Below are 26,239 nucleotides of genomic sequence, written 5' to 3'. Positions count from 1 at the left end.
GAATCCGGAATCCTTATGAGCAAGGGGGGTGCCAGAGCCCAGTGTCTCAATACGAGGCCCCCACAGAGCCCTGTGTGAATAATTTCAACAGTGGTGACGTTTTATGGCGTCACCGGCCCGTCACTGTGAGGGAAAGTGGAATCATTCCTCGATAGCGGAAATAATGTTTTCCCAGAGCATGGGATTGAGCAGTTCGGAGCCGATCATCATCACGGGTTCGGCATCTTTGGCGCGACCGCGTTTTGCTTCGGTGGGAAGATGTCCGGTGCCACCGTGTTTATCAAACCAGGAACGGCGGATCGCCAGGGAATTGGAAACGAAGACATGAGGGAAGTGTTCCAGTTCACGCTTGTTGGCGCGGCCGTATTCGAATGTGGATAGAACATTGAATTTTTTCGAGGATTCAATGTGCTCCAGTTTCTGGAAGCCCAGCTCCATCAGATATTTGAACTTCTGACGGCCCGGTTGTTTGGAGGTGAAGATCAGATCCAGATTCCCGGAAAGGAAGTTGGCCTCCAGCTCATTCAGATCAAAGATATCCAGGGTGATCTTTTTAACGCCGACTTCTTCAAAACAAAGACGGGACGTGTTCAGGGCAAAATCGGAAAGCCCTTCCAGGGTGCCGATATGCAGCTCACCCACCATCTGGTTGTTGCTGATACCCTGAAGTTCGGTTTCAAGACGACGGATGGATTTTTCAAAGATTTCAGAAAGCTGGAAGGCCACGGTGGTCCATCCGGATTTTCTTTTAGCCGAACGATCCAGCAGGACGATTTTCAGTTCGTCCTCGATCTTGGCGATGATACGGGAAAGCTGGGGCTGGCTCAGTCCCACGTGCAGGGCGGCAGCAGAAAGATTCTTAAAGTTGACTGCTTTGGCCAGGACACTGAGTTCATAGTACAACTGTTGCATCTTATCTCCGTATCAGGGTTTTCTAATATAATTGAGAAACGCAAACATGCCCAGGAAGCCTGCGATGATATAGCCGATAAAGCTGATCGTCGGCATTCCGGCAATGTGGCTGACCGTATCGTGAACGTATACAAACGAAGCGCTCATGATCAGCGCTGCGATAATCACACCCAGGAAAAGCAAATTGGAAGAGCTTTCCACCGAGCGTTTCAGTTCCTTGATTTCTGTGACGTTCAATTTAAAAGCATGGTCCGGACTATTCACCTTGCGCAGGAAGAAGTTCAGCTGGCGAGGCAGGGCGTTCAGGAAGGTTTTTGATTCCCGCGCCATTTGCGACATGTCGTTCAGAATTCTTTCCGGGCCGAAGTGGGTTTTGGCCAGATCACCGGCAAATTCCAAAGAGTACTGAAGGAAATCAAAGTCCTTGTGAATCTTGCGGCCCATGCCTTCGATGGAAACAATCGACTTAAAGAACAGCATCAGATCCGTCGGCACCTGAATATGGTGGCGGGCGGCGATACCGGAAGAGCGCATCAGCACTTTTCCCAGGTTCACATTCTTCAGTGTCAGCCCAAAATACGGCGCAATCAGTTCGCGCAGGTCCTTGGCGAAAATATCAATATTCACCCGGTCCGTGAACGGCGCCAGATCGACGTATTCATAGGCCAGGCGTTCATAGTCTTCACGTGACAGCGCCAAAAGCATATTGGCAATCGAGGCTTGCGTGCGTGTGTTCAGGCGTCCCACAACACCAAAATCAATCAAACCGATTCTGTTTTCAGGAAGGACAAAGAAGTTTCCGGCATGCAGGTCCCCGTGAAAAAGACCGTCTTGAAAGACCATCTTCAGATAGGCTTTGAGCCCCCTGCGAATGACTTCCTCGGGATCGATGCCCGGTTGCTGTAAAGAAGCTTCCTGGCTCAGCGGAACGCCCGGCAGGGCTTCCATAACCAGAACCCTTTCTGTGGTCAGATCCAGATAGACTTTGGGGATTTTAACATTTTCATCATCGGCGAAGTTTTCCTGGAAACGGCGGATGTTGTTGGCTTCAACAACAAAGTTTGTTTCCAGTTCCAGGGTGCGGAAGTATTCATCCACAATGCCCACTGGATTGTAAGTGCGGGTTTCGGGGATATAAGTGACCAGCAGTTCAGCCAGCAGATAAAGAACATTCAGGTCATCATTGATGGTCTGAATGATTCCCGGGCGCTGAACCTTGATGACAACGCTTTCGCCAGTGCTCAGGCGGGCACGGTGAACTTGAGCAATACTGGCAGATCCCAGAGGCTCCTGTTCGATGGTTTCAAATTTTTGGTAAAGGGAGTTTCCGAATTCCTCGCGCAGAACGGTTTCAACCGTTTCGAAGGACAGGGGCTGTACACGGTCATGCAGCTTTTCAAATTCAGTGACATATTCATCCGGAACCAGATCCGGACGGGTGGCAAGCAGTTGTCCCAGTTTTACGAATGTGGGACCCAGTTCCTCAAAGCTCATTCTCATCCGCTCTGGCGTCGAAAGTTGTTCGACGTCAGAGCTCGCGTTCAAACGCTGGATGATGAATTTACCGAGCTTTACCTTTTCCGCGACCTGGTGAAACCCGTGCTTTGCGAACACCCCCACGATCGTTCTCAGTCTTGCCGCGTTTTTTAGGGTCTTTCCGATCTGGCGTCCGGTGTTTAAGGCTGTCACTATTCTTCTCCGAATTGTCGTCATTATCCCGGAGTTTAGACTGTTCGGCAAACATCAATTTTTTACTGAGCTTTGGTTTGTCTGCAGCGTCTCCGTTGACTTGCTCACGGTATCTCTCTGGACCAAGGATCATTTCGAGCAGGGACTTGTCTGGACCCCGCTTTTCCTCATTGTCCAGCTGGCGTGGCTTCAGATTGTACTGCTTTTCCACCTTGCGCAGCTTCTCTGAGCTGCCTTCCGGGGCATCCTTGCGAACGTCGCCAAAGAACTTGGACTTTCCTGGCTTCTGCTTGAAGCGGTCCGGTCCTTCCTCGCGGAAGTTCTTTTTGCCGAATTCTTTCTTTTTGCTGCCGAAATCCTTGTCTCCACCTTTTTTGTCAGCGCGCTTTTCGCCGCGTTCAAATTCACGGTCCTGATGTTTCTTCTTACCGTGACTGATGTGATCTTTCGGTCGCTTTTCGCCATGCAGACGTTTTAGAACTGCTGATGCAGATCTTTCCGCCGGAGTTCTGGTGTCGTCATGCTCTTCTTTTTCAAGTCCAGCCACGGCAAAGTTGATCTGACCTTGTTCCGGATCCGCGGCAACAACCTGAATACGGATGTTGTCCCCGATCGAATAGGCAAAACCAGAACGTTTCGCCACCAGGCGCAGGTTTTCTTCGTCGAATTCAAAGCGCTCACCACCCAGGTCATCCAGGCGCACCAGACCATCGATGTCGTATTCACGAAGCAATACAAACACACCGAATTTCGCCACCGAGCTGATCATGCCGTCGAACTCCTGGCCGACGAATTTCTGCATGAAGCGGGCTTTCTTGATGGACTGAACCTGACGTTCAGCTTTGGTGGAACGCTGCTCAGCTGCGGAAAGAATGGTCCCGGCCGTAGCCAGATCATCCTCGCTCATCAGACGATAGCGGGAATTGGGCATCACTTGGGTTTTAAGCAGGCGATGCACGATCAAGTCAGGATAACGACGGATCGGAGAAGTGAAGTGAGTATAGAACTCAAAACCCAGACCGAAGTGGCCGAGGTTATTCATGCTGTACTTCGCCTGACTCATGGATCGCAGGGTCAGGATATTCAGGATCTGTGCTTCTGGACGGCCTTCAAACTCTTCCAGCGCCTTGGTCAGTCGTTTTTGCAGCTTGCCGCTGCCCAGTTTGGTTTTGCCACCGAAATTTGCCAGGTATTTTTCCAAAGTGCGAATCGCCATTTCATTCGGCGGTTCGTGAATACGATACAAAGCGGGAATCTCGCGGCTGGAAAGGAACTTTGCCACCGCGACGTTCGCTGCAAGCATCATCTCCTCGATCAGGCGATGGGCAAACAGACGTTCAGAGCGCTGAATGTCCACAGGCACCCCGGCTCCGTCGATGACCAGTTCGGTTTCCGGGATTTCCAGATCCAGGGACCCTTCTTTAAAGCGTTTGGCCATCAGGATTTTTGCAAGGTCTGAAAGACGCAGGATGTGCTCTTTGACGTGTTTGTGTTTCTCAACTTCGCTGCCGTCAATGATTTCCTGGGCTTCACCATAGGTGACACGCGCTTTGCTCTCCATCACGGCTTCATAGAAGTCGGATTTGACCAGCTCGCCAGTGAAATCAAACAGCATCTCTGCAACCAGGCACAGGCGCGGCACATGAGGATTCAGGGAACAAAGTCCGTTACTCAGAACTTCCGGCAGCATCGGCACCACAAAGTTCGGCATGTACACAGAAGTGCCGCGTTCATAGGCGTCTTTGTCGATTGAGGTTCCGATTTTTACGTAATGACTGACATCGGCGATGGCGACATAAAGCAGGAAGCCCTCATTCAGGGTTTCCACGTATACGGCATCGTCAAAGTCTTTGGCGGTGGCGCCGTCAATTGTGATCAGGGCTTTTTCGCGCAGATCGCGGCGGCCTTTGAAGTCTTTTTCGTCAGGAACTTCTGTGAAGTGTTCGGCCTCTTCCAGAGTGGCTTTTGAAAACTCCAGAGGAATGTTGTTGGCGCGAATCACACGTTTCAGGTCAGTCAGGGGATCCATGGCATCACCGATGATTTCAGTGACTTTGCCGGTGAACGGTTTGCCGTCGTCGGGATAACTGGTGATTTCGGCAGCAACCAGCTCCTTGTCCTTGGCTTGCATGGAGTCTTCGATCTTGATTTTCAGATCCTGACCCCAGCCCTTGCCTTCATCACGGATAAGTCCGGTGCGCTCGTTCATTTTGAAGAAGCGGCCCACCACAGTTTTGGTTCCACGATGCAGAACACTGACCAACTCGCCACGGAATCTTTCGCCACCTTTTTCAGGGGTGACTTCCACAGAGACCTTATCATTGGTCATGATGCCTTCCATGGAGTGGCGGGGGATATAGACGTCGGGGTGTTCTTTGTCGTCGGGGATGAAAAATCCAAATCCGTCAGGATGTCTTTTGATGGTGCCGTTGAGGATTTTTTTCTTTTGCATTACAGGCTGTATTTCCTTTTATTTGAGATTAGCACAAGTTGCGCAGGCTTAAAGTAGAATCTTTTTTTGCTGACTTGTGATCGAACAGTGAGTGGAACTTAGAGATTGGATCAAGATTCTCAGACGAATCTTTTCTAAGAGATGTGGCTTTAAGATAGCGGAATTGCCGAAAAAATGCAACTGCGGACTATTGTGAGTGCTTTCGGTAGCTTAGATAAGACGGGGAGCTGAAGTCCCCGTCGAAAAGTGCGGATACTAGAAGTGCGCCAGTGCGCCCAGGGTCACAACGCTGGCCTTGTCGGTAGCGGCGCCATCGCCGTCCACGAAAGCATCTTCGTTGGACATGTCCTGACGATACTCCACATACAGATTGAAGTTTTCATTCAGAATGAATTTGTCGGTGACGCTGATAGAGTTCACAGTGTCAGCCGCTCCGTAGCCGATCTCATTGGCGCCACGAACCATTTCATAACGCAGACCCAGGTTGTTGCGACCTAGACCATAAGTCAGGAGAACCGTCGTTGCATCAGACCAGTGCAAACGATCGCCATCTGGTTTTGTCGTCAATGAGTCATAGATCAACGCTGCCAGGAAGTTTTCGGTGATTTGATAGGAAGCCCATACGCTGGAGGCGGATCTTTCGGTTTTTACGCTGGATGGATCGTCAGTGCCCAGATAGTAACCTGCAAACCAGGTCAGACCTGCCGCTTTGCCGGTTGCAGACAGCTCTGTTGTTTTGGTTGGAGCATAATCTTCACCAAAAGCGCCGTAAGCTGCTTGGTTATAGGTGGACAAAGTTGCCGTCAGCCAGTCGCCAGCCACATACTTTGCACGCAGACCTTCTCCGTAACCAGGCACGATGCTTTGGTAGGCGATGGTTGTACTGTAGAATGCATTTTCATATTTCATCAGGGACTCATAACCCATGGTGGTCAGGAAGCGGCCGAAGCCTATATATAGATTAGGCATGGCTTTGTAGAAGATCTCTGCCTGGTCCAGCATGCCGAAGTTCGCAGTTTTATTATCAGTAGGTGAGGACTGATACGCTGTAGGGGCGTAGTTCAAACGAGTTACGAAATAAACTTGTTCGGTTTCCTTACTGATCAGCACTTGAGCATTGCGCAGACGGTATGCTTCGTTCGTAACGCCATCTGAGTTTTGAAGAGCGGTGTCTTTGGTGGAAAGGAAGCTGTAATCAAAAGCAACCTCGCCGTTAACAGTCAGGCCGGAGATTTCTGCGGCTTGCACGTTGAAACTGCCAAGCACCAGCAAAGCGGACAATAGCATTGGGATCTTCACATGAACTCCTTATATATAAGTTCAAAAATTGGTTAAGTTTGGGAAAAAGATTATGACCGAGGTCTTGTTGTGTAACGTAAAATGTTTGTAAAGCTAGACCTTGATCCAGCATTCCAGACCTAAATGGAGCTTTTGCGTCAATTGTCATTTTCACATTTTATTTTGGACCAACAAACAGCAGACAATTCACAACTATGCATCTTTCCCGAGGAAAAATTCGTGGTTTTACTTTTCCAATGAAAGCCGCTACTGGCGCGAGTTTGGCTGGAATAAAAACTTTATAAAACCGGATTTTTAGGCCGTGGCACTTGGTAACAAAGTCCTGTGGAGTTGAAGTCACAGTCTTGATGCGTCTTTCGGCTTTTTAGGAGGGGTGAAAACGCGCTGAAAATTTTTGTTGTTGATCTTGGACTGGGTCCTCATTAGCATTTTTTGTGTAAACGATTAAAGCTTTTAATGGATTTAAAAGTTCATAAGATTGCAACGAAACGAAAGGATGCAACAATGAAAAAGATTCTAGTAGCAGCAGCTTTGACTATGGCAGCAGCTCCAGCAGCAATGGCTTCTAAAGCACGTGTAGAGGCTTTGGCTAACTCACGTCACGTTTTGGATTTCCAAACTGCGTTCGACAGACCTTACCAATTCATGGCGCTTTCTGAACAAGCGACTATCGAATGGGGTGATAAAGGTGAAGGTACTCCTCACGCTGAGGGCGGTTTCGTAAAACGTCACGGTGATGACTCTGCATTCGGTGCTTACTTCGGTCGTCGCTCTGCAGACTTCTCTGAAGCAATCACTACTGCAAACACTTTGGGTGCTGGTACTTTCTTGAAAGAACAAAACGGCTTGAACGTGTTCTACGCTTCCAAAATGGGTGACTGGACTTGGGGTGCGACTCTGAAATACTCCAACGGTAAAGACGATGCTAATGATCAAAAAGTTTCTTCTATGGGTGCGGCAGTTGCAGCTTCCAACGGAACTTGGGACTTCGAATTGGTTCAAGGTTTCTCTGGAAAATCTGAGAACGCAAATGCTGAAGTTGAATCCAAAGGTTTGACTAACTTGACTGTTGGTTACCACATGTCTCCAGAAATGGAAGTTTACGCTAATGCGAAAATGTCCAAAGTTGAAGGCGGCGGTGCGTTGGCTGCTGTAGAAGTTGAAACAACTTCTTACAAAGTGGGTATGGTTAACACTCTAGTTAAATCTGAAGAAGGCAACTTCTTCTACGGTGTTGAACTTGCTAACACAAAAGTAAAAGACGGCGATGAGACTATGGCTCTTCCAGTTTACATGGGTGTTGAGCACAATGCGGCTTCTTGGTTGGTTCTTCGTACATCCGTTGCTCAGAACGTGATCTTGAACGAAACAAAAGCTGACAACGGTGACAAAACTGACCTTGATTCCACTACTGTGGCAGCTGGTGCAGGTTTGAAATTCGGCAAAAGCATGCTAGATGTTACCTTCAAAGGTGTAGCTGGCGGCGCATTTGACACGAACAACAACATGTTCTCTCAAGTTGCTTACACTTACACTTTCTAAGACTTAGTCTTAAAGTATAAGAACTCAAAGCCCAGGTAACCCCTGGGCTTTTTGTTTTTTAAGCCCTTAATCCTTTCTTTTCCGCTCCTGCTCGCCCGTTCGGCCGATATCTTTCTGTTCATTATTCTGAAAAACTCAAGAAAAACTCAAATAGATGAGTGAGATAAACTCTTATAATGTCTGCTGACTAAGTTGATGTTAGTTTACTTTTTGACATAGCTTTAACAATAAAGCGTTGAACACATTTCTTTAGTGGTAATATTGAACGTTGGAAGGAGCCATGGAGAAAAAGATACTTCTTGTTGATGACAACAAGGATTTCGCCCTGCTTTTTCAGGCTAAATTCAGTCATTTGGGTAAGATTGAGTGTGCTTCCACTTTCGCGGAGGCGAAGCGATTGATCGAAGATCAGTCCTGGGATCTGTTTTTTTTGGATCATACGCTGGATGAACACACTTGCTTTGAACTGATTCCTGCGATTCGTGAGCGCAGCCCGCGCGCCTTTATCATGATTGTTTCTGGAAATGCTGACAAGGACATGGCGATTCGTGCTGTTAACAGCGGTGTCAGTGGATTCCTGGAGAAGCCCATCAATGAAGGCGATCTTCAGAACCGTCTTGCCGCCATTGGCTGGTATGAAGCGCACATCTCTTTGGACGATAAAAATCGCAGTATTTATGTGTCCGGCAACAGTCACTCACTGACAAAAGTGGAATACATGATTCTAAGAATCCTTATGGATAAAAAGAATCAGCTGGTCACGCGCATTGAGCTGGAAGAAAACATCTGGGGTGGACGTCACATCGTGAAGAACTCTCTGGACACTCACTTGTATAATTTAAAGCGCAAGGTTCCCGAGTTGAAGGGACGACTGTCTTCGATTCACGGGACAGGATATTTGCTGAAGATATAAATAAAACCCCACTCCGAAAAGTGGGGTTTTTTATTTTATCTAACTGGTTGTTGCGTGAAGCAAATGTCTTTTGCTGTAGGGCCTGCTGCTGTAGAGCCGTCAGCATATTTCAGTGTGATCGATCCGCCTTTCAAGCAACGGTCGGTTTCGTCAAAGTTGTATCCTGAAGAAGCAATGCTCAAGGTTACAAGGCCTTTTCCTTCTTTGTAGATTTGGATGTAACCTGTTGCCGTGGACGCCGCGCTGGTTTCCGGGTCAGTCACCGCCAAAGTAAGCCAGAATGCCATATAACCATTTTCAATCTTTGGTTCGACGGCATTGTTGAACCCGCCATCTTTGTAGTTCATGGTCATGGTTGCTTTGGCGATATCAAGATTCAGGCTTCCTGCTGCATAGCCTTTGGCAATAACAGTCCCTGAGCCATTTTTCCAAGTCGTGTCACCTTTGCCTGTCATTGAACCATTTGACGCTGGTGAAGAATCGTTGGCATCAGTGGAAGTCAGGCTGGAATTTTCAGTCCAGGTCAAACCCGCAAAGTCGCCGGATTCTTCAGTCTCAGTGCAGTTAACGAACTTCACACTCAGGTTCTTTCTGAAACCATCCTGATCCTGGTCGACCCAGTCAGATTCAGGAGTGATTGCCTGCATGCAAGAGTCGCCGCCGCGGGGTTTGTGGAATGCCGGGATCTGATTTGTGAATGTACTGATATCAAATGAATTCACCGCATTGTTCAGCAGAGTTGTGGTTTGAGCGCCACTGCCGGTGATGGTGTCCATTTCGGCAGAAGTCCCTTTAGCCGCGGTTGGAGGTGCCGTGATATTTGAATTCGGTGCCGCCGCATCACCACTGGCTGCACCACCACCGCCTCCGCCGCCACCAGAGCAAGCTGCAAGAGAAAGTAAGGCCACAGAAAGAGAACACTTCAGGATTTGAGTCTTCATCAAATTAATCTCCTATTTGTTTGATGGAATACTCATGTTAGTTCGCAGTGATTTGAATTGGCCATTCAAGGAGAGTTCAATCGAAGACCAGTGGTCCTGAAAAGGGAAAACCCAAGCCCTGGGGGGAAGGCTTGGGTTTGGGGGAACTTGAATTAAATTAACTAATTACTGGATGCCAGAGTTTGTAGCAGTCTTAACAACTTTCACAGTCGGGGAGAACTTGGACTGGGAAGCTGTGTGAGCGTGGCGACCCATGTTTGCTTTGTCTGCACATTTAGTAGCGCCGAAAGAAGCTGTAGCTGACATTGTGATGATTGCTGCTGTGATGATTTTAGTGAATGTCATTTTGAACTCCTTTGTAACAAGCGGTATACATACACCTATTGCTATGATCGTGCCATGGCGGGTGTTTAAAGATGAGAATCCTTCGGCCTGCTGTCAGGCACTTAGCAAGCGCGATTCTCAGTGTGAGACTGGCCTGACACTTTGGGCCCAAGAGCGCGCGCACCTGTTAGAAAAGTGACGGAGAGTACCCGAGTGCAACCGCTGTATAAATCCATCTATCTCATTTTGATTGCCATGGTTTCCATTCAGTTTGGCGCATCGGTGGCGAAGGGCCTTTTCCCAGTGGCGGGGCCTGCGGGAACAACTGCGCTCCGGGTTTTCATTTCAGCATTGATATTGGTTTTGGTGATGCGCCCATGGCGGGAAAAATTCACAGCAGCCGGCCTTCGCCGAATCGCCGCCTATGGTATTTCGCTGGGTCTGATGAACCTGCTGTTCTATTTTGCTCTTGAACGTATTCCTTTGGGAATTGCGGTGGCATTGGAATTCACGGGACCGCTGACAGTGGCGTTGCTTTCTTCTAAGCGCATATTGGATCTGGTTTGGGCCGTGCTGGCGGGCCTGGGTATCTATTTGATTTTGCCTTTGTCTGAAGTCAGTCAGGCTTTGGATATGGTCGGAGTGTTGCTTGCACTGGCCGCAGGATTTTTCTGGGCGCTTTACATCGTCTTTGGAAAGTCGACGGGGAAAGAGAACTCTTCCTCTGCAACAGCGGCGGTGGGAATGTGTTTTGCGGCGGCAGTGACTTTTCCGGTGGGTCTGTATACGAATTTTGATCAGGTGGTGGATCCGTCATTGTGGATGATGGGATTTGTGATTGCGATTCTTTCCAGCGCCTTGCCGTATTCACTTGAAATGAAGGCCATGCAAAACATGCCGGCAAAAACCTTTGGAATTCTGATGAGCCTTGAACCTGCGTTTGCAACTGTCATTGGGATCTTGTTCCTGAGTGAATCGTTGATGCCTTCGCAGTGGGTGGCCATCGGTTGTATTATGGCAGCTTCGGCGGGAAGCACGCTCACCGCACGTTAAACGGTCTTTGTGGGAAAGCGCATGGACACGTGCAGTCCTGAAGATTCTAGGCTGATACGGGCTGAAATACCAAGGTCATGCAAGTCGGCATGCAGAATCTCAAGTCCAATTCCGGAGTTTCCACCTTCATTCTTGATGTCGGAGGAAGGTGTGCCCGCATTATCCTGATAGATCAAAGTTTCATTCTTCCAGAAAACTTTGATGGCAGGTGATGGCGTCTTCCTTCTTTCAAAAGCTTCCACGGAGTTTAGCAGCAGATTAAAGAATACGGATCTTAGCACGTCCTCATCAGACAGAACCAGTCGGCTGGGTAATGAGCTGATTTCAATATTTTTCAGACGACGCTCAAGAATCTGAGAGGCGTTGCCAAAGGCCTGGGAAACGCAGACCTCGCGAATGTCTTTTTGCGGTTTGGACATCAGATTTACCGAGCGCAAAACATCCCGCACATGCTTCATTTCATTATTTAGAATTTGCACCTGGGCCTTGTAGCCTTCAAAGGTCCACTGGCTGCCATCGGCGTTGATGGATTCAAAAAGCAGGATGGGCGACGACAGCATGCCTTTCACATCATGAAGCAGGCGCTGGGTTTCATGCCCAATGCGGCTTAAGCGCATCAGGCGTTCCCGCTCGCGTCTGGAGGTATTGATGGCGTACTTTTGGATAATCCACGTCAGAATGAAAAAGAATAGGATGATCGTTACCCAGTCTTTGCGTGAAGGCGGTGGCACTGTCCAGTTTAAATGATCCTGAAGTTCGTACATGAACAGGAAACCCAAGACACCAAAACCAAAGACTGAAGGGAACAGCCATTGTCGTTTGGTTTTGATGAAGGCGCAGCCGATCGCGCACTGAAGATAGGCCGCTTCGTACAAAGGCAGAAACCACATCATAGACAGGCAGTATGCAATACAGGCCACAAAAAGAATAAAACGGGGAGTGTCGCTTGCGGGCTGGCGATTGAAGTAAAAGTGTATTGATATCGCGAGACTTAACAGGATAAAGCCCGCCTTGCTTGCCAGATAAAGGCTTTGCAGGTGGGGTTCCACTCTGAAGACATCGGGATAGATGGTGACCGAAGTCAGCAACGCCGCGGCAAGGGAAACTGCCGCAGGAAAATTGAATGAATTAATCTTCATAGCAATAGCCGCGACCGTGAATCACCTGAAGACTGGTGCGGAATGGAGGAAGCTTGTTTTTTATATTCAGCAGATGCGTATCAAGTGCATTGCGACTGACGTGACTTTCACCCCACAGATGTTGGATCAGCCTTTCGCGCTCAACCGTGGTGCCGCGATGGCGAATGAAGAAGCTGACAATCTGTGACTGGGTTTGGGTCAGAACAATGTCTTCGTCCTTGTATCTGACGGTGCGTTTCTTCAGATCCAGTTCGAAGTGACGTCCTTTGATGATATCGCTTTGCGTTCCTGTAGAAATCGCACTTTCAAGCAGACGCAAAAGATCCGACAGGGACAGAGGCTTTTCCAGGAAACCAAAGACCTGCAGATTCAAAAAGCCAATGGCCATCTTTACGGTGACTTCACCGGTCACCACAATAACCGGTGGCCGCTGTGGATCGGTGTTCAGGGCTTTCAGGACTTCGTGCCCGGTTTCATTTCCCAAATTGAAGTCCAGCAAAATGGCCTGGATGCTTTGTTCCTTCAGGATCTGCCGGGCTTGTTCCAGATTGGCAGCACAGTGCAAACGATAACGCGCCTGAAGAGCCGTAGAAAGGCTTTTCAGGAAAGAGAGGTCATCATCGATAGCAAGAATAGGGACCGGGCTGTTCATCAAATTAAAGTATTAAACGTGCCCTAAACGGTTTCAAGTATAATGGACAGCAAAAGCCCGGCAGGACGAGATTTGAATTTTTCTTGAATGAATTTCGTTATTCACCAGTCCGCACTTTGGACGCATTCAATTCTTTTTCAAGCGCATCAAGTTCAAGAGGGAACTTCCGAAAGTATAACGGCTTCACACATAGGAGGACGTTTATGTCTTTGGTTATCAAAAGTTGGAAAGTAAATCACAACCCGGCTCCGAATGAGCCTATGATCTCTATCCAGGGCCGTCAGGCGGGCTTGATTGGCTTTATGCTAAGTCTGGTGGGTATGGACCCCACAGTGAAATTCACCCTGAGCAACGGAAAGGTGACTTACACCGCATCCTCCTGGGGCGGCACGCGTCGTGTGGTGATTCCGGTTTCAAAAGTTTGCACAGGCTATTTCGGTTACACTCGCCCGTGGAAAGAGGCATTGGTTATCGGCATGTGTCTGCTGCCGGTGTTTGGTATCGGGCTGATCGCGGGTCCTTTGTACTATTTCCTTAACAAGCGCCTTGAGTTCGGCGTGCGCGCTACTTCCGGTGAAGGCTTCCCGTTCGCCTTCCAGCGCAGTGTGATTGAGGGCCAGAATATTGATGAACAGGCCGGTCATACTATTTTGGACATGATTGAAAAGCACGTCCAAGAACACAATCAGATGCCGATGACCAGAGCTGCTTAAAAAACAAAAGACCCGGTTTACACCGGGTCTTTCTTTAGGGCATTGGAGTGAGTTGAACGTCTAGGCAGGTCCCGTGCTATTCCAGGCTAAGCAATCTAATAGATTTTGCTCGCTGATCTTGCGCGAACTTAGCTACCGCGACAAGACCATCTACAATCACCTGTTGAGGTCCAGGGCACTCAGGAGTAGATCTTTCGCATTGTATCTTCGTGGACATTTCAGAAATTTCGGTGCCAAAAATATCCTTCTCTGTAATGAAGTAGCTGGTGTTTGCAGCATAATCGTAGCGTACGCCCTCGAATTCCTTGTGCTTCTCTCCCTCAATTGGGAAAAAGATGGCCTGGAATAGCTCGCCGCTTAGAGAGTATCTTTCTTTTTCCGTAGCTGAGAAAATCGGTAGGTCCCGAGAATCTGTCTTTAGATAAATCCTGCCCCAGCTTAACGGGACGCCAACCAGCTCGGCAACCTGTGCAGAGGAATCCATTCGTTTTACAATAAGTGCAATTTCTTTATTCGCTAAACCCAATTTAGAAAATAGGACATTAAATCCACTGACAGTGTTGCTTCTGAGAAGAAGTAGGAAGCTCGCTAGTCCATGAATGTTGAAGGAACTATGCTTCGATCTTGCCTCCCAAAGGGAGTTCAAGATCTCTTCGGATTGGGTTCGAACTGGAATTGCATCGCTTTCTGACAGAATGTCGAAAAAAGCTTTTGATTCTGACTCTTTTAGAGCATTCAGAATCTCGGGTGGTGTCCACAGGCTACTGAGGGTGGAATGCAAAGATTTAGCATTGGTTCGAAGAAATCCTTCCAGATCGTACTTCATTCTTTTCGCCATGATCAGGCTTGAGAAAACCTTGCCGCTTTTCTCGAACGCAATAATAGACAGCTTCAATAGGTTTAGATCGTTGTTTTTAACCGCTAAAGATATGGGAGCTCCAATGACGGAAAAATTGATTTCCTCCAAAGAAGGTGTAATGAAGTTGTTTCGAAGAAGAGTGCTTAATAGATTTACCTCGTCTTCTGATACTGGAGTTGAAAGTGTACTGCGAAGTTGAACAATGTCAGCGGCACTGTAAACTGCGCGACATTGCTGTAGAGTGCTTAATGTGTGGGCGCTAATTTTCTTTGATCTCAATAGAATCCGAAGGGATTGATCCGAACACAATTCTGAGAGTGTTACTTTGTTTGCCAGAGCTTCGAAGTACGTTAAATAGTCATCTTGAGATAAGTGATCCGTATCAACGAATAGAAATACTTTGCGCGAAACAAAGTCTCTATTCGCCAATAAAATATTATTCTGTTGAGAGGAAATGAGATTGTTGATGCGTATCATTGTTTGATGGGAAGTTCCTTCATTGGCCGCTGTAAATTGAGAGGCCCAAAGACTGAAGTCACTGAAGTCCTTGGAGTTATGATCAACATTTCTTGTTTTTACTATAGTCAGGGTGGATTTAAGTATATTGTTGAATATCTCTTTGTCCTTGGAAATCAAAAGGCCCTTGCTGCTTTTTTGTCTAAATTGAATAATGGCTTGGCACAGCTCATCTTCTTTGTTGCTTGTGCTAAATGCTAGCAATTGAGAGTCGGGAATCGAATCGTCAGGTATAGCTCCCTGACAAAAGAACGTAGGGGTGTTGGATTTTTCTTCTACAATGACTGGTTGCTTTTCGTTTTTATTTTTTTGAAATGAGCATGCTCCGGTCAGGGCAATGACCGGAACAATGAATGCCGCTCTGATTGAATTTAGCATGCTCATTTTCAGCCTCACTTAGTATTTAAGTTCTGGGTGTTTGCGAACGCCTAGGATTTCATTTCTTTCGTCCATTTCGTTGAGAGACTGCCAGGCGTTTTCAATGCGGGAAGAAAGAATTTTTAATCCATGAAGATCTTTTTCTTTGATCTTCTGGTCTCTAATTACCACTGCATCTGCCAGAACTCGTTCGATTTCCGTATTTAGTCTCGGCTGGGAAGAGTCTCTCATTTTGCTAATTTCTGAAAGCTTAAAGTTGATACTTCTTTCTTCAGTTCGAATCTGTGAGGATATCAACTTGATGTCATCTTCGGCCGCATACGTCTTAGTGAGTTGATTCTGGATGTCGAATTCATTTTCTTCGGCATCAAGACGCTCATTCATTTCGCGTGTCGCCTCAATTTTGCTAAGCTGATTTTCGATGTCTTCTTGGGAATATTCTTCCGCCATCGCTTTAACAGAACCCAGAACCATAATGATAGCCATCGCCAATACAATCTTCTTTTTCATGCTCTCTCTCCTTAATAAAAGTTTTTCTCCAACTTTGAAGAGTGCGAGCTTTATGCCCCGGTCAAACAGAGCCTGGAAGAACTGGGCGTCTAAAGATATGACAGGGGCCTTGCAACGGCATACAGCTGTAAATGAGGGTTTCAGAATGAGACAATAAAAAAGCCCGCTTTTGGCGGGCTTTTCGGGGAGCTTAGTTCTGGTAGTTTCTTTGAATATCAAAGTCTCTTTCATCATACTGGCGGACGTCCTTGTTCGGATCGCCAAAGACTTTTCGCATGCTGTATTCAGCCGCTTTGTAAGCCACCGTTCCAGCGACGGCAGTTCCCACTGCAGCCGGTGTCAGGGCTACGGGACCGATATCGCGTCCGCCCACTTTGGGTGGATCGGCGGGCAGCACTGGCACCGTGCCGGGACGAATATCAAAGTATTCTTCCTGAATATAACGGTCTTTCGGGCCGTTACCAACATAGCGATCCCAAACATACTCGACAACGGAAGCGGCGGCGCCTGCTGCAGCGGCTGCCACAAAGGCATTGGCGTTAATTCCTTTCGGATCCATCTCAGAATACTTGTCCAGTGAAACCAGGACAGGTCTTCCCAAAATCTCTTCCAGCTTGCGGTCGCCCAGTTCCTGCCGGAGTTCTTTCAGGCGCTCTTTCACGACGATGGGTGGAACAAAGCCGCCAGCGGGGCGGGTGACCGGACTGCACAATTGCGCGTGCGCTGTTGAAGAGACTAGGACCAAGCCTGCCAGAGCCCCTGAGATAAACTTTTTCATTTTTTCCTCCTTAATAAAGGTATTGTTCAAATGCTTCGGCCTTGTCGGACCAGTGTTTTATAAATTTATAGTTGTCAGTCAGAATCACGATCCTCAGGTCCGACTCCGGTATCACCGCGACGAGCGAGTAAAATCCCGGAGTTGCCCCGTTGTGCCAGTAAGCCTGATAAGACTGCTTTTCCGAGCGCACCCACCCCAGTGAGTAGTGCTTGTCCTTGTTCAGCTTCGGCAGTGTTTGTCGCTGTTGCCCCAACCACTGCATAAGATCCAGGGCTGACGACTTGATGCCTCCGGCGCCGGCGGATTTGTACAGAGAACTATCCTTGTTCAGTTCCCATTGGATGGAGCTTCCCGGGACCAGTGCATAAGCCGGAAGTCTGTCACCTTTTTGAATCGCCGCAGTTGTGGAAGTGGGGACATGCTCTTGCAGGATCTGGGAAAAGTTTTTCTGTTCAATGATTTCCAGAACCCGGGACAGAACCAGATATCCAAAGTTGGAATATCCGAATTCTTTCCCGGGCGCTGAGTTCAGGTCCTTGTCTTCCAGAACCAGTGTGTCGATATCCTGCAAGTTCCAGTCAGCACTCAGGGAGCGTTTTAAAAAGCTGACGAGGCTCAGATCCCGGCCAAAGCCGGACTTATGATCCAACAGCTGTTGCAGAGTGATCTTCTGCAAGTCTCCGGTGCAGAAGTTTTTCAGCCAGTGGCAGACCGGGGTGTCGAGTTTTAAACCCTGCTGCGATTTGTGAAAGTAAATCAAACCCACAAAGGACTTCGAGATGCTGGCGATGGGATAGACCTTATTCAGGTCGCCGTCGGCAAACAGAACTTCAGAGCCTTTTTGGATCAGGATGCTTCCGTGAATCAGATTTTCTTTCTTTAGCTCCTGCCAAGTATTCTGCAGGCGGGTGGCTAATTCTTTTTCCTTCACTTTCTGAATATCGGGGCTGCACGAAAAGAACTGCAGGCCCACCCAGGAATAGATCAGGACGGTGAAAGTATGGCTTAAAACTTTTTTGATTTTCATGCCCGCACCCTTTTTAGTAAGGATCCAAACAGGCCCTGTTCTCCGTCTTCATAGAAAAAGAAGTAGCTTACGCACATGGCGAATCCGAACATGAACAGACCCATCACCAAAGAAATTGAAAGATGCAAAGCCGTTCCCATCAGTACGATGTAAGGTCTCCAGTTGCGCTGCCAGATCAGATAAGGCAGCGAGATTTGGAACAGAACAGTTCCCAACGTCATCGCCGCCAGCAGCAGGGGATAGTTGGATAGGGTGTTAAATATTCCGTGGTTGCCGTATTCACTGACTCCCATGGTGTAGTAAAGGGCGACCCCTTTGTTCCACAAAGGTCCCATGACCTTCAAAAGACCAGCCGTAGCGTAAACCAGAGTCACCTGGATTTTGATCATCAGCGCAGCAAGGTTCGTCAGGGTGATTGAAAATGCGGATTGTGTTTCTTTTGTGTTGATGAAGATCAGATAGAAGGTCACCAGATGCATCAGATTGTTACCGCCATCCAAAGTCACGAAGGCCTTATTATCCAGATTCATCATCAGAAAATAAACCACCGCTGCAGAGGCGCGCGGGGCTTTTTCAAAGAAGGCAAAAGCCGTCGCAGCCAGAATTAACGCGAGGAACACGGGATAAGCGTCGGCGAAGGGCCCCCAGTGCAGAAGGTTCAGGGATTTTTCCAACAGATTCAGACTGTCGAAATCCTTGGCCGGAATGTAAGCACTGCTGGAATAGAAGTAGGCGGCCTTTGTCGCAAGGATCGCGTAGTTGATAAATGCCCAGGCATACACCAGGCGGCGGGCAAAGCGCAGTGCCTGTAGAGATTTCACTTTCAGATGTAGTTCGAGATAGAATTCCTTAAGTTGCTGAATCAGTTCCATGCGAAGGACTCCTGTTTGATGCCGAATGTGAAGGTTTCAGTGCGGACTTCCGTGTTGGTGAAGCGCTTGGAATAGTCTTGAGTGAACACCCTCTGAATGCGCACTTCTGCTGCGGCTTGTTCGCCGCACTGGTCTTGCAAATATCTTTGCAGGATGTGCAGTTCATCCATGGCCGCGTCTGTTTTCTTTAGAATCTTGCTGTTAAAAATTTCGCGGGCCAGGTGTTGCAGAACGTAGGTTTGTTTTCCTGTGGCTGTCACCGGCAGGGATTTGTGGTCTTCAAGCATGTCGTTCAAGGGAAAATTCCACGCTTGAAGGCTGTGGCAGCGATAGGACAGCTGCAGGCTGGAGGTCGCCGGTTCTGGTGCAAACAAGTGCCAGTTCTGGGTGAAGAAAGTTCCCATGTAATTGTCGACGAAGCTCATATATTGAGGTGTCGCGGGATTGTTGGGCGCCAGATAAAGGGCATGAATTCCCAGGTGAGCAACCAGGGTGCCCACCAGAGTCAGTTTTAATATATGTAGAAGTGGCGTGTTCATTTGTACTCCTGCGGATGCCATAAGTCGGATAGCACCGGACGTGCCGCGGCCATCTGCAATAGGTTCCTGCTGAGGGCGGATTTCGCTGGTGACTATCTTAAAATCGAGATTCGGTCCGAGAACGTGGAAGAAGACCAGTGGCGTCCGGCACGGCCGGGGGCGGGCCAGTTTGAGTGGGTTGGTCAACGGTTGTAGAATGAGCGCTAGGAGGTGACTATGGCTACACAACAAACTTCCGCTTCGCCGCAGAAGCCGAATCCTTCGACCGCCTTTGCAAAGGTCAGCGGAACTCTTAAGTCGCTGAATTTCAGTTCTGCCGATGAGGTTCGTGAGTTTCCCAATGGCCGTCTGGAGCTGGTTCGCTTCGGGGAGGCTGTTGTCGGACGGGCGATCTTGCAGCCAGGCTGGCGCTGGTCCAAATCAGTGAAAGAGATCGCGCAAACGGACAGCTGCGAAGCTCCGCATTTTCAATACCATGTTTCAGGAGTACTCAGAATCAAGATGGATGATGGAACGGAAATAGACTGTAAGCCCGGAGATGTATCTTTGGTTCCACCAGGACATGATGCCTGGGTGGTGGGTGATGAGCCCGTTGTGATTGTGGATTTCCAGGGAATGGTGGACTACGCGATTCAAGCCCACAAACATTAAAGCGAAAATGTCCACCGCCGGAAAAGCAGTGGACATTTTTTTGAACTATTTCTTTTCTTCGGTTTTCGGAACTTCGATATAGTCCGGAGTCACGAAATCAACAGTGAACGGGTACTTGTAGGACTTGTAGGCCCCGATTTTTGGTTTGCCAGCAGAAGCATAAGCTTCATCCCAAAGCGCTGCCAAAAGAACCGCACCACGAGCCATTTCAGTCACGATCATCGGTTTCATTTTTTTGAAGGCCACAGAGGAAGGCTGGCGTTCTGCTGCCGTCTTAAGTTCCATGCCTTTTTCCTTTACCAAAGTGGATTTTTTGGTGACCGGATCCATTTTCAGGATTTTAGGAATCTCTTTGTTCGAGATCACGCTAAGAACTTTCATTTTTTCAATGGCGGTTTTCGGTTTCATGAATTCCGGATTTTTCATTGCGCGGGCTGATTTCAGCACCAGATAGTCAAGGTCGCCATCGAACTGGCCAACAACCTGATCTTCAAAATAAGCGTGGATGCCGCCGTGACCAGCAGCATAGCCGTCATAGTCGGCTGTGGTGTGGAATGGCTGGCAGTTATCGCCAACAAAGTGACCCATCAAACCCATGGACACAACCATATCGTAAGCCAGCTTGTTGTAAGGAAGCTCGTTGTCCTGTTCTTCTTTGAAGTTCGTCGGAGCTTTGGCTTTCGCGAAGTCCTCTTTCAGGCCGGCGATGTGGCGCATGAACTGGTCGGCTCTCCACCAGGAAGACCCGAATTCCTGAGGGATGGACTTGATCGTGGAGCCGTCATTTTTGAATTTGTTCGGCTTGCCGGTGAAGTCCGTCATCAGTTGTTTGTAATCAACAGTGATGTCTTTTACATCCAGGCCAATAACTTCGATGTCGATGAAGTGGGTGGAGTTACCCAGCTTTGCAGCGTCGCCACCCAGGCTTTTCCAGTAAAAGTCCGGCATGTTGCACAGGTGTCCCATCATCTGGGGTTTGTGTTGCATGTATTCTTTCAGGCCCGGTTCTTTCACCAGGAAGGTGGCAACACGGCAGATGGTGTCGTGACCACGGCCACCCCAGGCAAATGCCTGAGAAGATCCAAGAAGAAGCAATGCCAACAGAATATTTCTCATAGAGACCTCTTAAATTATTGGTGACCCAGTGCCTTTGGAGCCCGGCTTTTGCCGATAAAGCCCGCAAGAGCAATGACAGTCACGATGTAAGGTAAAATCTGAACAAACTGAACTGGAATTTCCACGCCGCCGATTTGCACACCCTGCAGACGGATCTGCACGGCATCAGCAAAGGCGAACAACAAGCAGGCCGCAAAGGCCGGAACCGGCTTCCATTTACCGAAGATCAGTGCCGCCAGGGCCATGAAGCCACGGCCGCCCGTCATCATCGGGGAATAAGACGAAGCCAGGAACAACGAAAGGCTTGCGCCACCCATGGCGGCGAAGGCTCCACTCAAAGTCACCGCCGACCAGCGGACTTTACGAACACTGACACCACTGGCGGTCAGTGCTTCCGGATTTTCACCGGCAAACAAAACCCACAGACCAGAACGCGTGCGGAACATCCACAAGCTGATCGCGACGACCAGCAGACCGGCCAATAATAAAGGCTCAAAGGTAAAACGGTCTTCCACCAACAAAGCCGGGGTCGACCCGGTGGAGCTGTAAAGAATCTTCGTCACAAACGGAATAAAGCCCATGACAAAAAGATTCACGGCCATGCCCGTGATGATCTGATCAGCTTTCAGTTCAATCACAAACAACGCATACACAGCACCGATAGCAAGACCTGCCAATAAGGCAAAGCCCCAGCCCATCCAGGCCGACGCAAAATACTGACCGGCAATCGCACCCGCGAAGGCACCGATCAGCATGAAACCCTCAAGCGCCACGTTGACGACACCCGAGCGTTCACTCATCAATCCACCCATGGAGGCAAACACCAGCGGAGTCGCCAGGCGCAGGGTGGCCAAAGTCAAAGCCAGAATCCAGGTCATTGTTTCCATCTAACCTTTCCTCCTTTTGATTTTGATCCATTCCCAATAGCCTTGTGCCACCACACCCAAAATCACCAGTGCCTGGATGATGCGGGAAAAGTCACGGGTGATCGTGGTCGTTTCAAGATCCAGATCGGAAGCGCCTTTGTGAAGCGCGCCCATCAGGAAGGCTGCCACGATAATCCCCAACGGGTTGTTGCTGGCCAAGAGGGCCACTGCGATACCGATAAAGCCATAGTCCGGAGAAAACCCCATACGATACTGTCCGGCGCTGCCCAGAACTTCAGACAACGCGACAAAGCCTGCCATCACTCCGGCCAAGGTCATCGCCAGAATGCGCACTTTCTTTTCTGAAATTCCCGCACGGTGAGCGGCTTCGGGATTAGAGCCCACCGCCCGCAATTCAAAGCCCCATGTGGTTTTCCAGAGGAATATCCACATCAAAACAGCCAGCACAATCGCAAAGCCCAAAGAGGCATTGGCCGGGGTGTCCGGGAACAGACGGGCAATCAGATCATAGTCCTTAAACATGTACTGAGGCGCGACCATGGCGGTTTCAGGATTCTGGGATTCAGGATTGGGAATGATCTTCAGGGTGAACCAGCTGGCAAGACCTGCGGCGATAAAGTTCATCATGATTGTGATGATGACTTCGTGGCTGCCCCGCACGGCGCGCAGCCATCCCGCGATCCAGCCCCACAGCCCGGCGGCCACAAGACCCGCGAACAGGGCAATGACTGGAGCCAGTGGGAAAGGAATTTGCGGGAATAGCACACCGATAGCTGCAGTCGTCACCACGGCCATGGTCAGCTGACCTTCAGCGCCGATATTGAAAAGACCGGCATGAAAGCCGATGGCAACGGAAAGACCACAGAAAATCAAAGGCGTGGTGTAAGAAAGGGTCAGACCCAGATCGTACATGGAGCCAAAAGCACTGCGCACCAGAATCATAAAGACATTCCACGGATTTTCACCCGCGAACAAAGTCAGCAGCAAAGCCAGTGTCAGTCCCAGGAAGAAACCAAAGACCCGTTTCAATGTCCACCTCCCATGGCTTTCCCAAGGGAAATTTCATTGAAGGCGGAGCGGGTGAATTCGGCCACCAGATGGCCTTTGTAAAGAACAACAATGCGATCCGAAAGGGCCATCAGTTCATCCAGCTCGGAAGAGATCAAAAGCACACCCGCACCTTCATCGCGGCAGCGGCGCAGTTCATTGTGAATAAATTCAATAGCCCCGATATCCACGCCACGGGTGGGTTGAGCGGCAATAATCACATCCGGCTTTTGAGTCAGGGCGCGGGCCACGACCAGTTTTTGCTGGTTTCCGCCGGACAGTTTTTCAAAAGGCAGATGTTCATCGTGAGGACGGACATCGTATTCCTTCATGATCTCGCGGGTGCGCTCAATCAAAGCGCGGGTTTTTAGCAGCAGGCCGGAATTGAACAGGCCAGAGCGCTGTTGGCCCAGCAGGAAGTTTTCGTAAACGGGACGGGAGGGCAGAACACCAAAGCGCAGACGGTCTTCGGGGAAGGCCTGAAGCTTTCCTTCGCAAAGGACCTGACCTTGCAGGGAATGCTTGTTCAGAGATTTTTGATCCAGTAAAGCGCGGATCAGAATGTCCTGGCCGTTGCCTTCAACGCCGGCCACGCCGACGACTTCGCGGGCGTGAACCTTCAAAGAGATGTTTTCAATGCGATGATTGCCCATGGCGGCCGAAAGGTTTTCAAAATTCAAAAGCACGTGGTTGTGATCAATGGCGGTGCTGCGTTCCTGAGGATTTTGCAGGCAGCGACCCACCATCAGTTCCGCCAGTTCTTCCACGGAAGTTTCGCGGGTCGCTTTGTGGGCGACCATGCGACCCGCACGGAAGATGGTCACCGCATCAGAAAGCGCCATCACTTCCTTAAGCTTGTGAGTGATGATCAGAATGGTTTTTCCTTCGGCTTTCAGTTTGCGAAGGTTGGCGAAGAGCTCTTGCACTTCCTGTGGAGTCAGAACCGCAGTGGGTTCATCCAGAATCAGAATCTTGGAATCCTGGGACAGGATCTTCAGGATTTCAATGCGTTGCTGTTCGCCGACGGACAGATCCTCTACCTTGGCGTCAAGATCGACATGGAAACCATACCGAGAGGCAATGTCATTCAGACGCTGTCGTTGTTCCGTGCGAGGAAGCAGGGAAAAGGCAGAGCCTTTTTGTTGCAGCAGAATATTTTCCAAAGCCGTGAAGGGTTCTGCCAGCATGAAGTGCTGGTGAACCATGCCGATACCGGCGGCCATGGCATCAATCGGAGTTTCGAATGTGACAGGGTTTCCGTGAATCAGAATTTCACCGCCATCAGGCTGGTACATTCCGAACAGGATTTTCATGGCGGTGGACTTGCCGGCTCCGTTTTCACCTACGATGGCATGAATGGAGCCGGAGGGGATTGCAAAAGAGATGTCGGAGTTGGCGCGAACGGCGCCAAAGTATTTGCTGATCCCTTTGAATTCAACCGCCATGGACATGTTAACAGGCACCTATTTCTTTTTGTAGTAATCAGGAACCTGGATCTGGCCAGCGATGATCTTCTTTTTGATCTCTTCGACCTTTTTCTTCATGTCCGCCGTGATCAGTTTTTCATTGTGCTTGTCCAGAGTGTAGTTCACGCCCTGATTCTTCAGGCCGTAACGAATCTCACCTGCCGTGAATTTGCCGGCTTGGGTTTCTTTGATGGTGTCATACACCGCCACATCGACGGCTTTCATCATGCTGGTCAGGATCACGCCAGGCTTGATCCAGTTCTGGTTGGAATCCACACCGATGGCGAATTTCTTTTTTTCTTCTGCGGCATCAAAGACGCCGGTGTTGGAAGCGCCTGCTGCCACGAAGATCACGTCGCTGCCTTTGGCAATTTGTGCCAGAGCAAGTTCTTTGGCTTTGGCCGGATTGTTCCAGGCTTCACCTGTGACGCCCACGTAGTTTTCAGTGATATTGATTTTCGGGTTCACATATTTGGCACCTGCCACATAACCCATCGAGAATCTGCGGATTAACGGGATGTCCATGCCGCCGACAAAGCCGACTGAGTTGGACTTGGAAGCCATCGCAGCCAGGGCACCGACAAGGAAAGAACCTTCATGTTCTTCGAATAACAAAGAGCGCACATTCGGTGCTTTGACATCACTGTCGATGACAGCAAACTTAATTTTCGGGAATTGAGCGGCCACTTTTTTAACCGCTTCCTGCTGGGCAAAGCCCACACCGATGATCAGATCAAAATTTTTACGGGCAAAAGCCCGGTGCAGATTTTCAATGGCGTTGGTGTCAGTGGCTTCCACGTACTTCAGATCGATCTTCAAATCCTGCTCGGCTTTTTTGGCCCCTTGATAAGCAGCGGAGTTAAAAGACTTGTCGTCTTTGCCGCCTTTATCGAGAACCAAACCAACTTTAAGTGAATTTGCGTGGGAAAATGTGCCGACTGACAAGAATAACAGCATCGTAAGGAAGCTTTTTGCCATTTTAGTACTCCACTTAAACCACTCTTGCAGCACCGTCATATGCTGAGTAAGAGCATGAAATTACGAAAAAATTCCATTTTTGGATGGGGCTGAAAGTAGGGGAGGGGCTACTGTGAGTCAAGTCATAAGTATGTTTGTGCGTAAACAGGAGGCCGTTACAAGAGTGTTATGTCGAAATTTCAATTAGGAGGCTGTATAATACCAGTTTAGGATGACTCCAACAATTAACCCAACGAAGAAAGCTCGGAGGTAAAAGAGTATGGAATCTCAGACAATACTCAACGGCGGAGTAAACTCCCTTGGTTTTATGGGTGGTCAAAACCTAAGTATTCCGAATACTTCAAACGTTCCCTATGAAGTCATTCATCTCAAAGAAGAGGAGATGATCTTCAAAGAAGGGGAGCCGGCGAAGGGTCTATATTACGTTCAGTCGGGATGTGTTAAAGTTGTTGTAAATCGATCCCATGCGCGCGGCCGCACCACGACTAACGAATACGTGACGAAGCTTGTATCACCAGGTGAATACTTTGGCTACAAGGCACTTGTGAAAGGTGCTGTAACACAAAGTCATGCCAAAGCTGTGAAATCCACGGTTCTTTGGTTGTATCCACGCGAACTTATTCAAGTGGCGATGGCACAGTCCAGCCCGCTGATTAAGTTGCTTTTGAATCAGGCCGTTAACGACCTGGAATCCTTCGAAACCATCAGTCAGCTTCACTACCTGGCATCTGTTCAGGAACGTATTGCTTATCAACTGGTGCTTTTGGCAGACAGATTCGGGGTTCAAACACCGAACGGTATTTCTTTGAATTTGAAACTGACAAGAAATGAGTTCGCTCAACTTGCCAGCACGATCAATGAGTCCTTGTCTCGTCATTTGACAGAGTTTAAAAACGAAGGCCTTATCGACCTCAATGGTAAAGAAATCATCATCAAGAACAAAGACGGTCTGATGAGAAGATCAGGCAATTTCTAGTCGCAACGCT

General features: G+C 48.9%; 25 protein-coding genes. 6 read left to right on the top strand and 19 right to left on the bottom strand.

The window, feature by feature from the left end; translation table 11 throughout:
* Positions 1-141 precede the first annotated feature (141 nt).
* From ACNQKP_RS02070 to ACNQKP_RS02055, 4 genes are all read right to left on the bottom strand, one after another.
* Complete coding sequence (locus tag ACNQKP_RS02070; protein WP_417862535.1) at positions 142-912, bottom strand: LysR family transcriptional regulator; 771 nt, start codon at positions 910-912, stop codon at positions 142-144.
* A gap of 12 nt (positions 913-924) precedes the next feature.
* Positions 925-2,532, bottom strand: coding sequence for an ABC1 kinase family protein (locus ACNQKP_RS02065; RefSeq protein ID WP_417862534.1), 1,608 nt, complete (start codon positions 2,530-2,532; stop codon positions 925-927).
* Complete coding sequence (gene rnr, locus ACNQKP_RS02060) at positions 2,474-5,053, bottom strand: ribonuclease R (protein WP_417862532.1); 2,580 nt, start codon at positions 5,051-5,053, stop codon at positions 2,474-2,476. The genes ACNQKP_RS02065 and rnr overlap by 59 nt, the downstream gene beginning before the upstream one ends.
* A 255-nt stretch (positions 5,054-5,308) precedes the next feature.
* Entirely contained in the window at positions 5,309-6,352 is a 1,044-nt protein-coding gene (locus ACNQKP_RS02055; protein WP_417862531.1) for an outer membrane beta-barrel protein, read from the bottom strand.
* Positions 6,353-6,856: 504 nt separating this feature from the next.
* Here ACNQKP_RS02055 and ACNQKP_RS02050 point away from each other — a divergent pair.
* A complete protein-coding gene (locus ACNQKP_RS02050; RefSeq protein WP_417862529.1) occupies positions 6,857-7,894 on the top strand; it encodes a hypothetical protein in 1,038 nt (345 codons plus the stop codon).
* A gap of 280 nt (positions 7,895-8,174) precedes the next feature.
* Positions 8,175-8,807: a response regulator transcription factor gene (locus ACNQKP_RS02045; RefSeq protein ID WP_417862527.1), complete on the top strand. Its 633-nt coding sequence runs from the start codon at positions 8,175-8,177 to the stop codon at positions 8,805-8,807.
* Between the two features lie 35 nt (positions 8,808-8,842).
* Here the strand turns inward: ACNQKP_RS02045 and ACNQKP_RS02040 are convergent, their stop codons facing one another.
* Both ACNQKP_RS02040 and ACNQKP_RS02035 read right to left on the bottom strand, forming a co-directional pair.
* Positions 8,843-9,751 (bottom strand): hypothetical protein, encoded by a 909-nt coding sequence (locus tag ACNQKP_RS02040; protein ID WP_417862525.1) that lies wholly within the window; start codon positions 9,749-9,751, stop codon positions 8,843-8,845.
* 162 nt (positions 9,752-9,913) lie between these two features.
* Positions 9,914-10,093, bottom strand: coding sequence for a hypothetical protein (locus ACNQKP_RS02035; protein ID WP_088566413.1), 180 nt, complete (start codon positions 10,091-10,093; stop codon positions 9,914-9,916).
* 234 nt (positions 10,094-10,327) lie between these two features.
* Between ACNQKP_RS02035 and ACNQKP_RS02030 the strand changes: the two genes are divergently transcribed.
* Positions 10,328-11,125: an EamA family transporter gene (locus ACNQKP_RS02030; RefSeq protein ID WP_417864079.1), complete on the top strand. Its 798-nt coding sequence runs from the start codon at positions 10,328-10,330 to the stop codon at positions 11,123-11,125.
* Here the strand turns inward: ACNQKP_RS02030 and ACNQKP_RS02025 are convergent.
* Positions 11,122-12,264, bottom strand: a complete 1,143-nt coding sequence (locus ACNQKP_RS02025) for an ATP-binding protein (protein WP_417862523.1) — start codon at positions 12,262-12,264, stop codon at positions 11,122-11,124. The two genes, ACNQKP_RS02030 and ACNQKP_RS02025, sit on opposite strands and share 4 nt — an antisense overlap.
* Positions 12,254-12,916: a response regulator transcription factor gene (locus ACNQKP_RS02020; protein ID WP_417862521.1), complete on the bottom strand. Its 663-nt coding sequence runs from the start codon at positions 12,914-12,916 to the stop codon at positions 12,254-12,256. Before ACNQKP_RS02020 ends, ACNQKP_RS02025 begins: the two co-directional genes overlap by 11 nt.
* A gap of 203 nt (positions 12,917-13,119) precedes the next feature.
* Here ACNQKP_RS02020 and ACNQKP_RS02015 point away from each other — a divergent pair, with 203 nt between their 5' ends.
* Entirely contained in the window at positions 13,120-13,629 is a 510-nt protein-coding gene (locus ACNQKP_RS02015) for a hypothetical protein (RefSeq protein WP_417862519.1), read from the top strand.
* 76 nt (positions 13,630-13,705) lie between these two features.
* On the opposite strand, the gene ACNQKP_RS02010 is transcribed toward ACNQKP_RS02015, so the two are convergent.
* The 6 genes from ACNQKP_RS02010 to ACNQKP_RS01985 all read right to left on the bottom strand — a co-directional run bounded on the left by ACNQKP_RS02010 (position 13,706) and on the right by ACNQKP_RS01985 (position 19,108).
* The gene (locus ACNQKP_RS02010; RefSeq protein ID WP_417862517.1) at positions 13,706-15,388 is read right to left on the bottom strand and encodes a hypothetical protein; all 1,683 of its coding nucleotides are present in this window, start codon (positions 15,386-15,388) and stop codon (positions 13,706-13,708) included.
* Between the two features lie 12 nt (positions 15,389-15,400).
* On the bottom strand, positions 15,401-15,892 hold the full coding sequence (locus tag ACNQKP_RS02005) for a hypothetical protein (RefSeq protein ID WP_417862516.1): 492 nt from the start codon (positions 15,890-15,892) through the stop codon (positions 15,401-15,403).
* A gap of 190 nt (positions 15,893-16,082) precedes the next feature.
* Positions 16,083-16,670, bottom strand: a complete 588-nt coding sequence (locus tag ACNQKP_RS02000; protein ID WP_417862514.1) for a hypothetical protein — start codon at positions 16,668-16,670, stop codon at positions 16,083-16,085.
* 10 nt (positions 16,671-16,680) lie between these two features.
* The gene (locus tag ACNQKP_RS01995) at positions 16,681-17,697 is read right to left on the bottom strand and encodes a serine hydrolase domain-containing protein (RefSeq protein ID WP_417862513.1); all 1,017 of its coding nucleotides are present in this window, start codon (positions 17,695-17,697) and stop codon (positions 16,681-16,683) included.
* Positions 17,694-18,569 (bottom strand): hypothetical protein, encoded by an 876-nt coding sequence (locus tag ACNQKP_RS01990; RefSeq protein ID WP_417862512.1) that lies wholly within the window; start codon positions 18,567-18,569, stop codon positions 17,694-17,696. Before ACNQKP_RS01990 ends, ACNQKP_RS01995 begins: the two co-directional genes overlap by 4 nt.
* Entirely contained in the window at positions 18,560-19,108 is a 549-nt protein-coding gene (locus tag ACNQKP_RS01985; RefSeq protein ID WP_417862510.1) for a DUF5819 family protein, read from the bottom strand. Before ACNQKP_RS01985 ends, ACNQKP_RS01990 begins: the two co-directional genes overlap by 10 nt.
* 216 nt (positions 19,109-19,324) lie before the next feature.
* Here ACNQKP_RS01985 and ACNQKP_RS01980 point away from each other — a divergent pair, with 216 nt between their 5' ends.
* Positions 19,325-19,759 (top strand): cupin domain-containing protein, encoded by a 435-nt coding sequence (locus ACNQKP_RS01980; RefSeq protein ID WP_417862508.1) that lies wholly within the window; start codon positions 19,325-19,327, stop codon positions 19,757-19,759.
* A 45-nt stretch (positions 19,760-19,804) separates the two neighbouring features.
* Here ACNQKP_RS01980 and ACNQKP_RS01975 read toward each other — a convergent pair whose 3' ends face one another.
* Genes ACNQKP_RS01975 through ACNQKP_RS01955 form a run of 5 tightly spaced genes read right to left on the bottom strand, consistent with a single transcriptional unit; the run spans position 19,805 to position 25,253 of the window.
* Positions 19,805-20,875, bottom strand: a complete 1,071-nt coding sequence (locus ACNQKP_RS01975) for a hypothetical protein (RefSeq protein WP_417862506.1) — start codon at positions 20,873-20,875, stop codon at positions 19,805-19,807.
* A 14-nt stretch (positions 20,876-20,889) separates the two neighbouring features.
* Positions 20,890-21,762: an ABC transporter permease gene (locus tag ACNQKP_RS01970; RefSeq protein WP_417862504.1), complete on the bottom strand. Its 873-nt coding sequence runs from the start codon at positions 21,760-21,762 to the stop codon at positions 20,890-20,892.
* Positions 21,763-22,791, bottom strand: a complete 1,029-nt coding sequence (locus ACNQKP_RS01965) for an ABC transporter permease (RefSeq protein ID WP_417862503.1) — start codon at positions 22,789-22,791, stop codon at positions 21,763-21,765. It abuts the gene before it with no gap.
* Positions 22,788-24,272: an ABC transporter ATP-binding protein gene (locus ACNQKP_RS01960; RefSeq protein ID WP_417862502.1), complete on the bottom strand. Its 1,485-nt coding sequence runs from the start codon at positions 24,270-24,272 to the stop codon at positions 22,788-22,790. Before ACNQKP_RS01960 ends, ACNQKP_RS01965 begins: the two co-directional genes overlap by 4 nt.
* On the bottom strand, positions 24,273-25,253 hold the full coding sequence (locus ACNQKP_RS01955; RefSeq protein WP_417862500.1) for a BMP family lipoprotein: 981 nt from the start codon (positions 25,251-25,253) through the stop codon (positions 24,273-24,275).
* Positions 25,254-25,512: 259 nt separating this feature from the next.
* Here ACNQKP_RS01955 and ACNQKP_RS01950 point away from each other — a divergent pair, with 259 nt between their 5' ends.
* The gene (locus ACNQKP_RS01950) at positions 25,513-26,229 is read left to right on the top strand and encodes a Crp/Fnr family transcriptional regulator (RefSeq protein WP_011163030.1); all 717 of its coding nucleotides are present in this window, start codon (positions 25,513-25,515) and stop codon (positions 26,227-26,229) included.
* Positions 26,230-26,239 lie beyond the last annotated feature (10 nt).

Source organism: Bdellovibrio bacteriovorus (assembly GCF_048286975.1).
Classification (GTDB): domain Bacteria; phylum Bdellovibrionota; class Bdellovibrionia; order Bdellovibrionales; family Bdellovibrionaceae; genus Bdellovibrio; species Bdellovibrio bacteriovorus_H.
The sequence above is the reverse complement of the archived record's forward strand: the minus strand, read 5'-3'. Positions and strand labels throughout refer to the sequence as shown.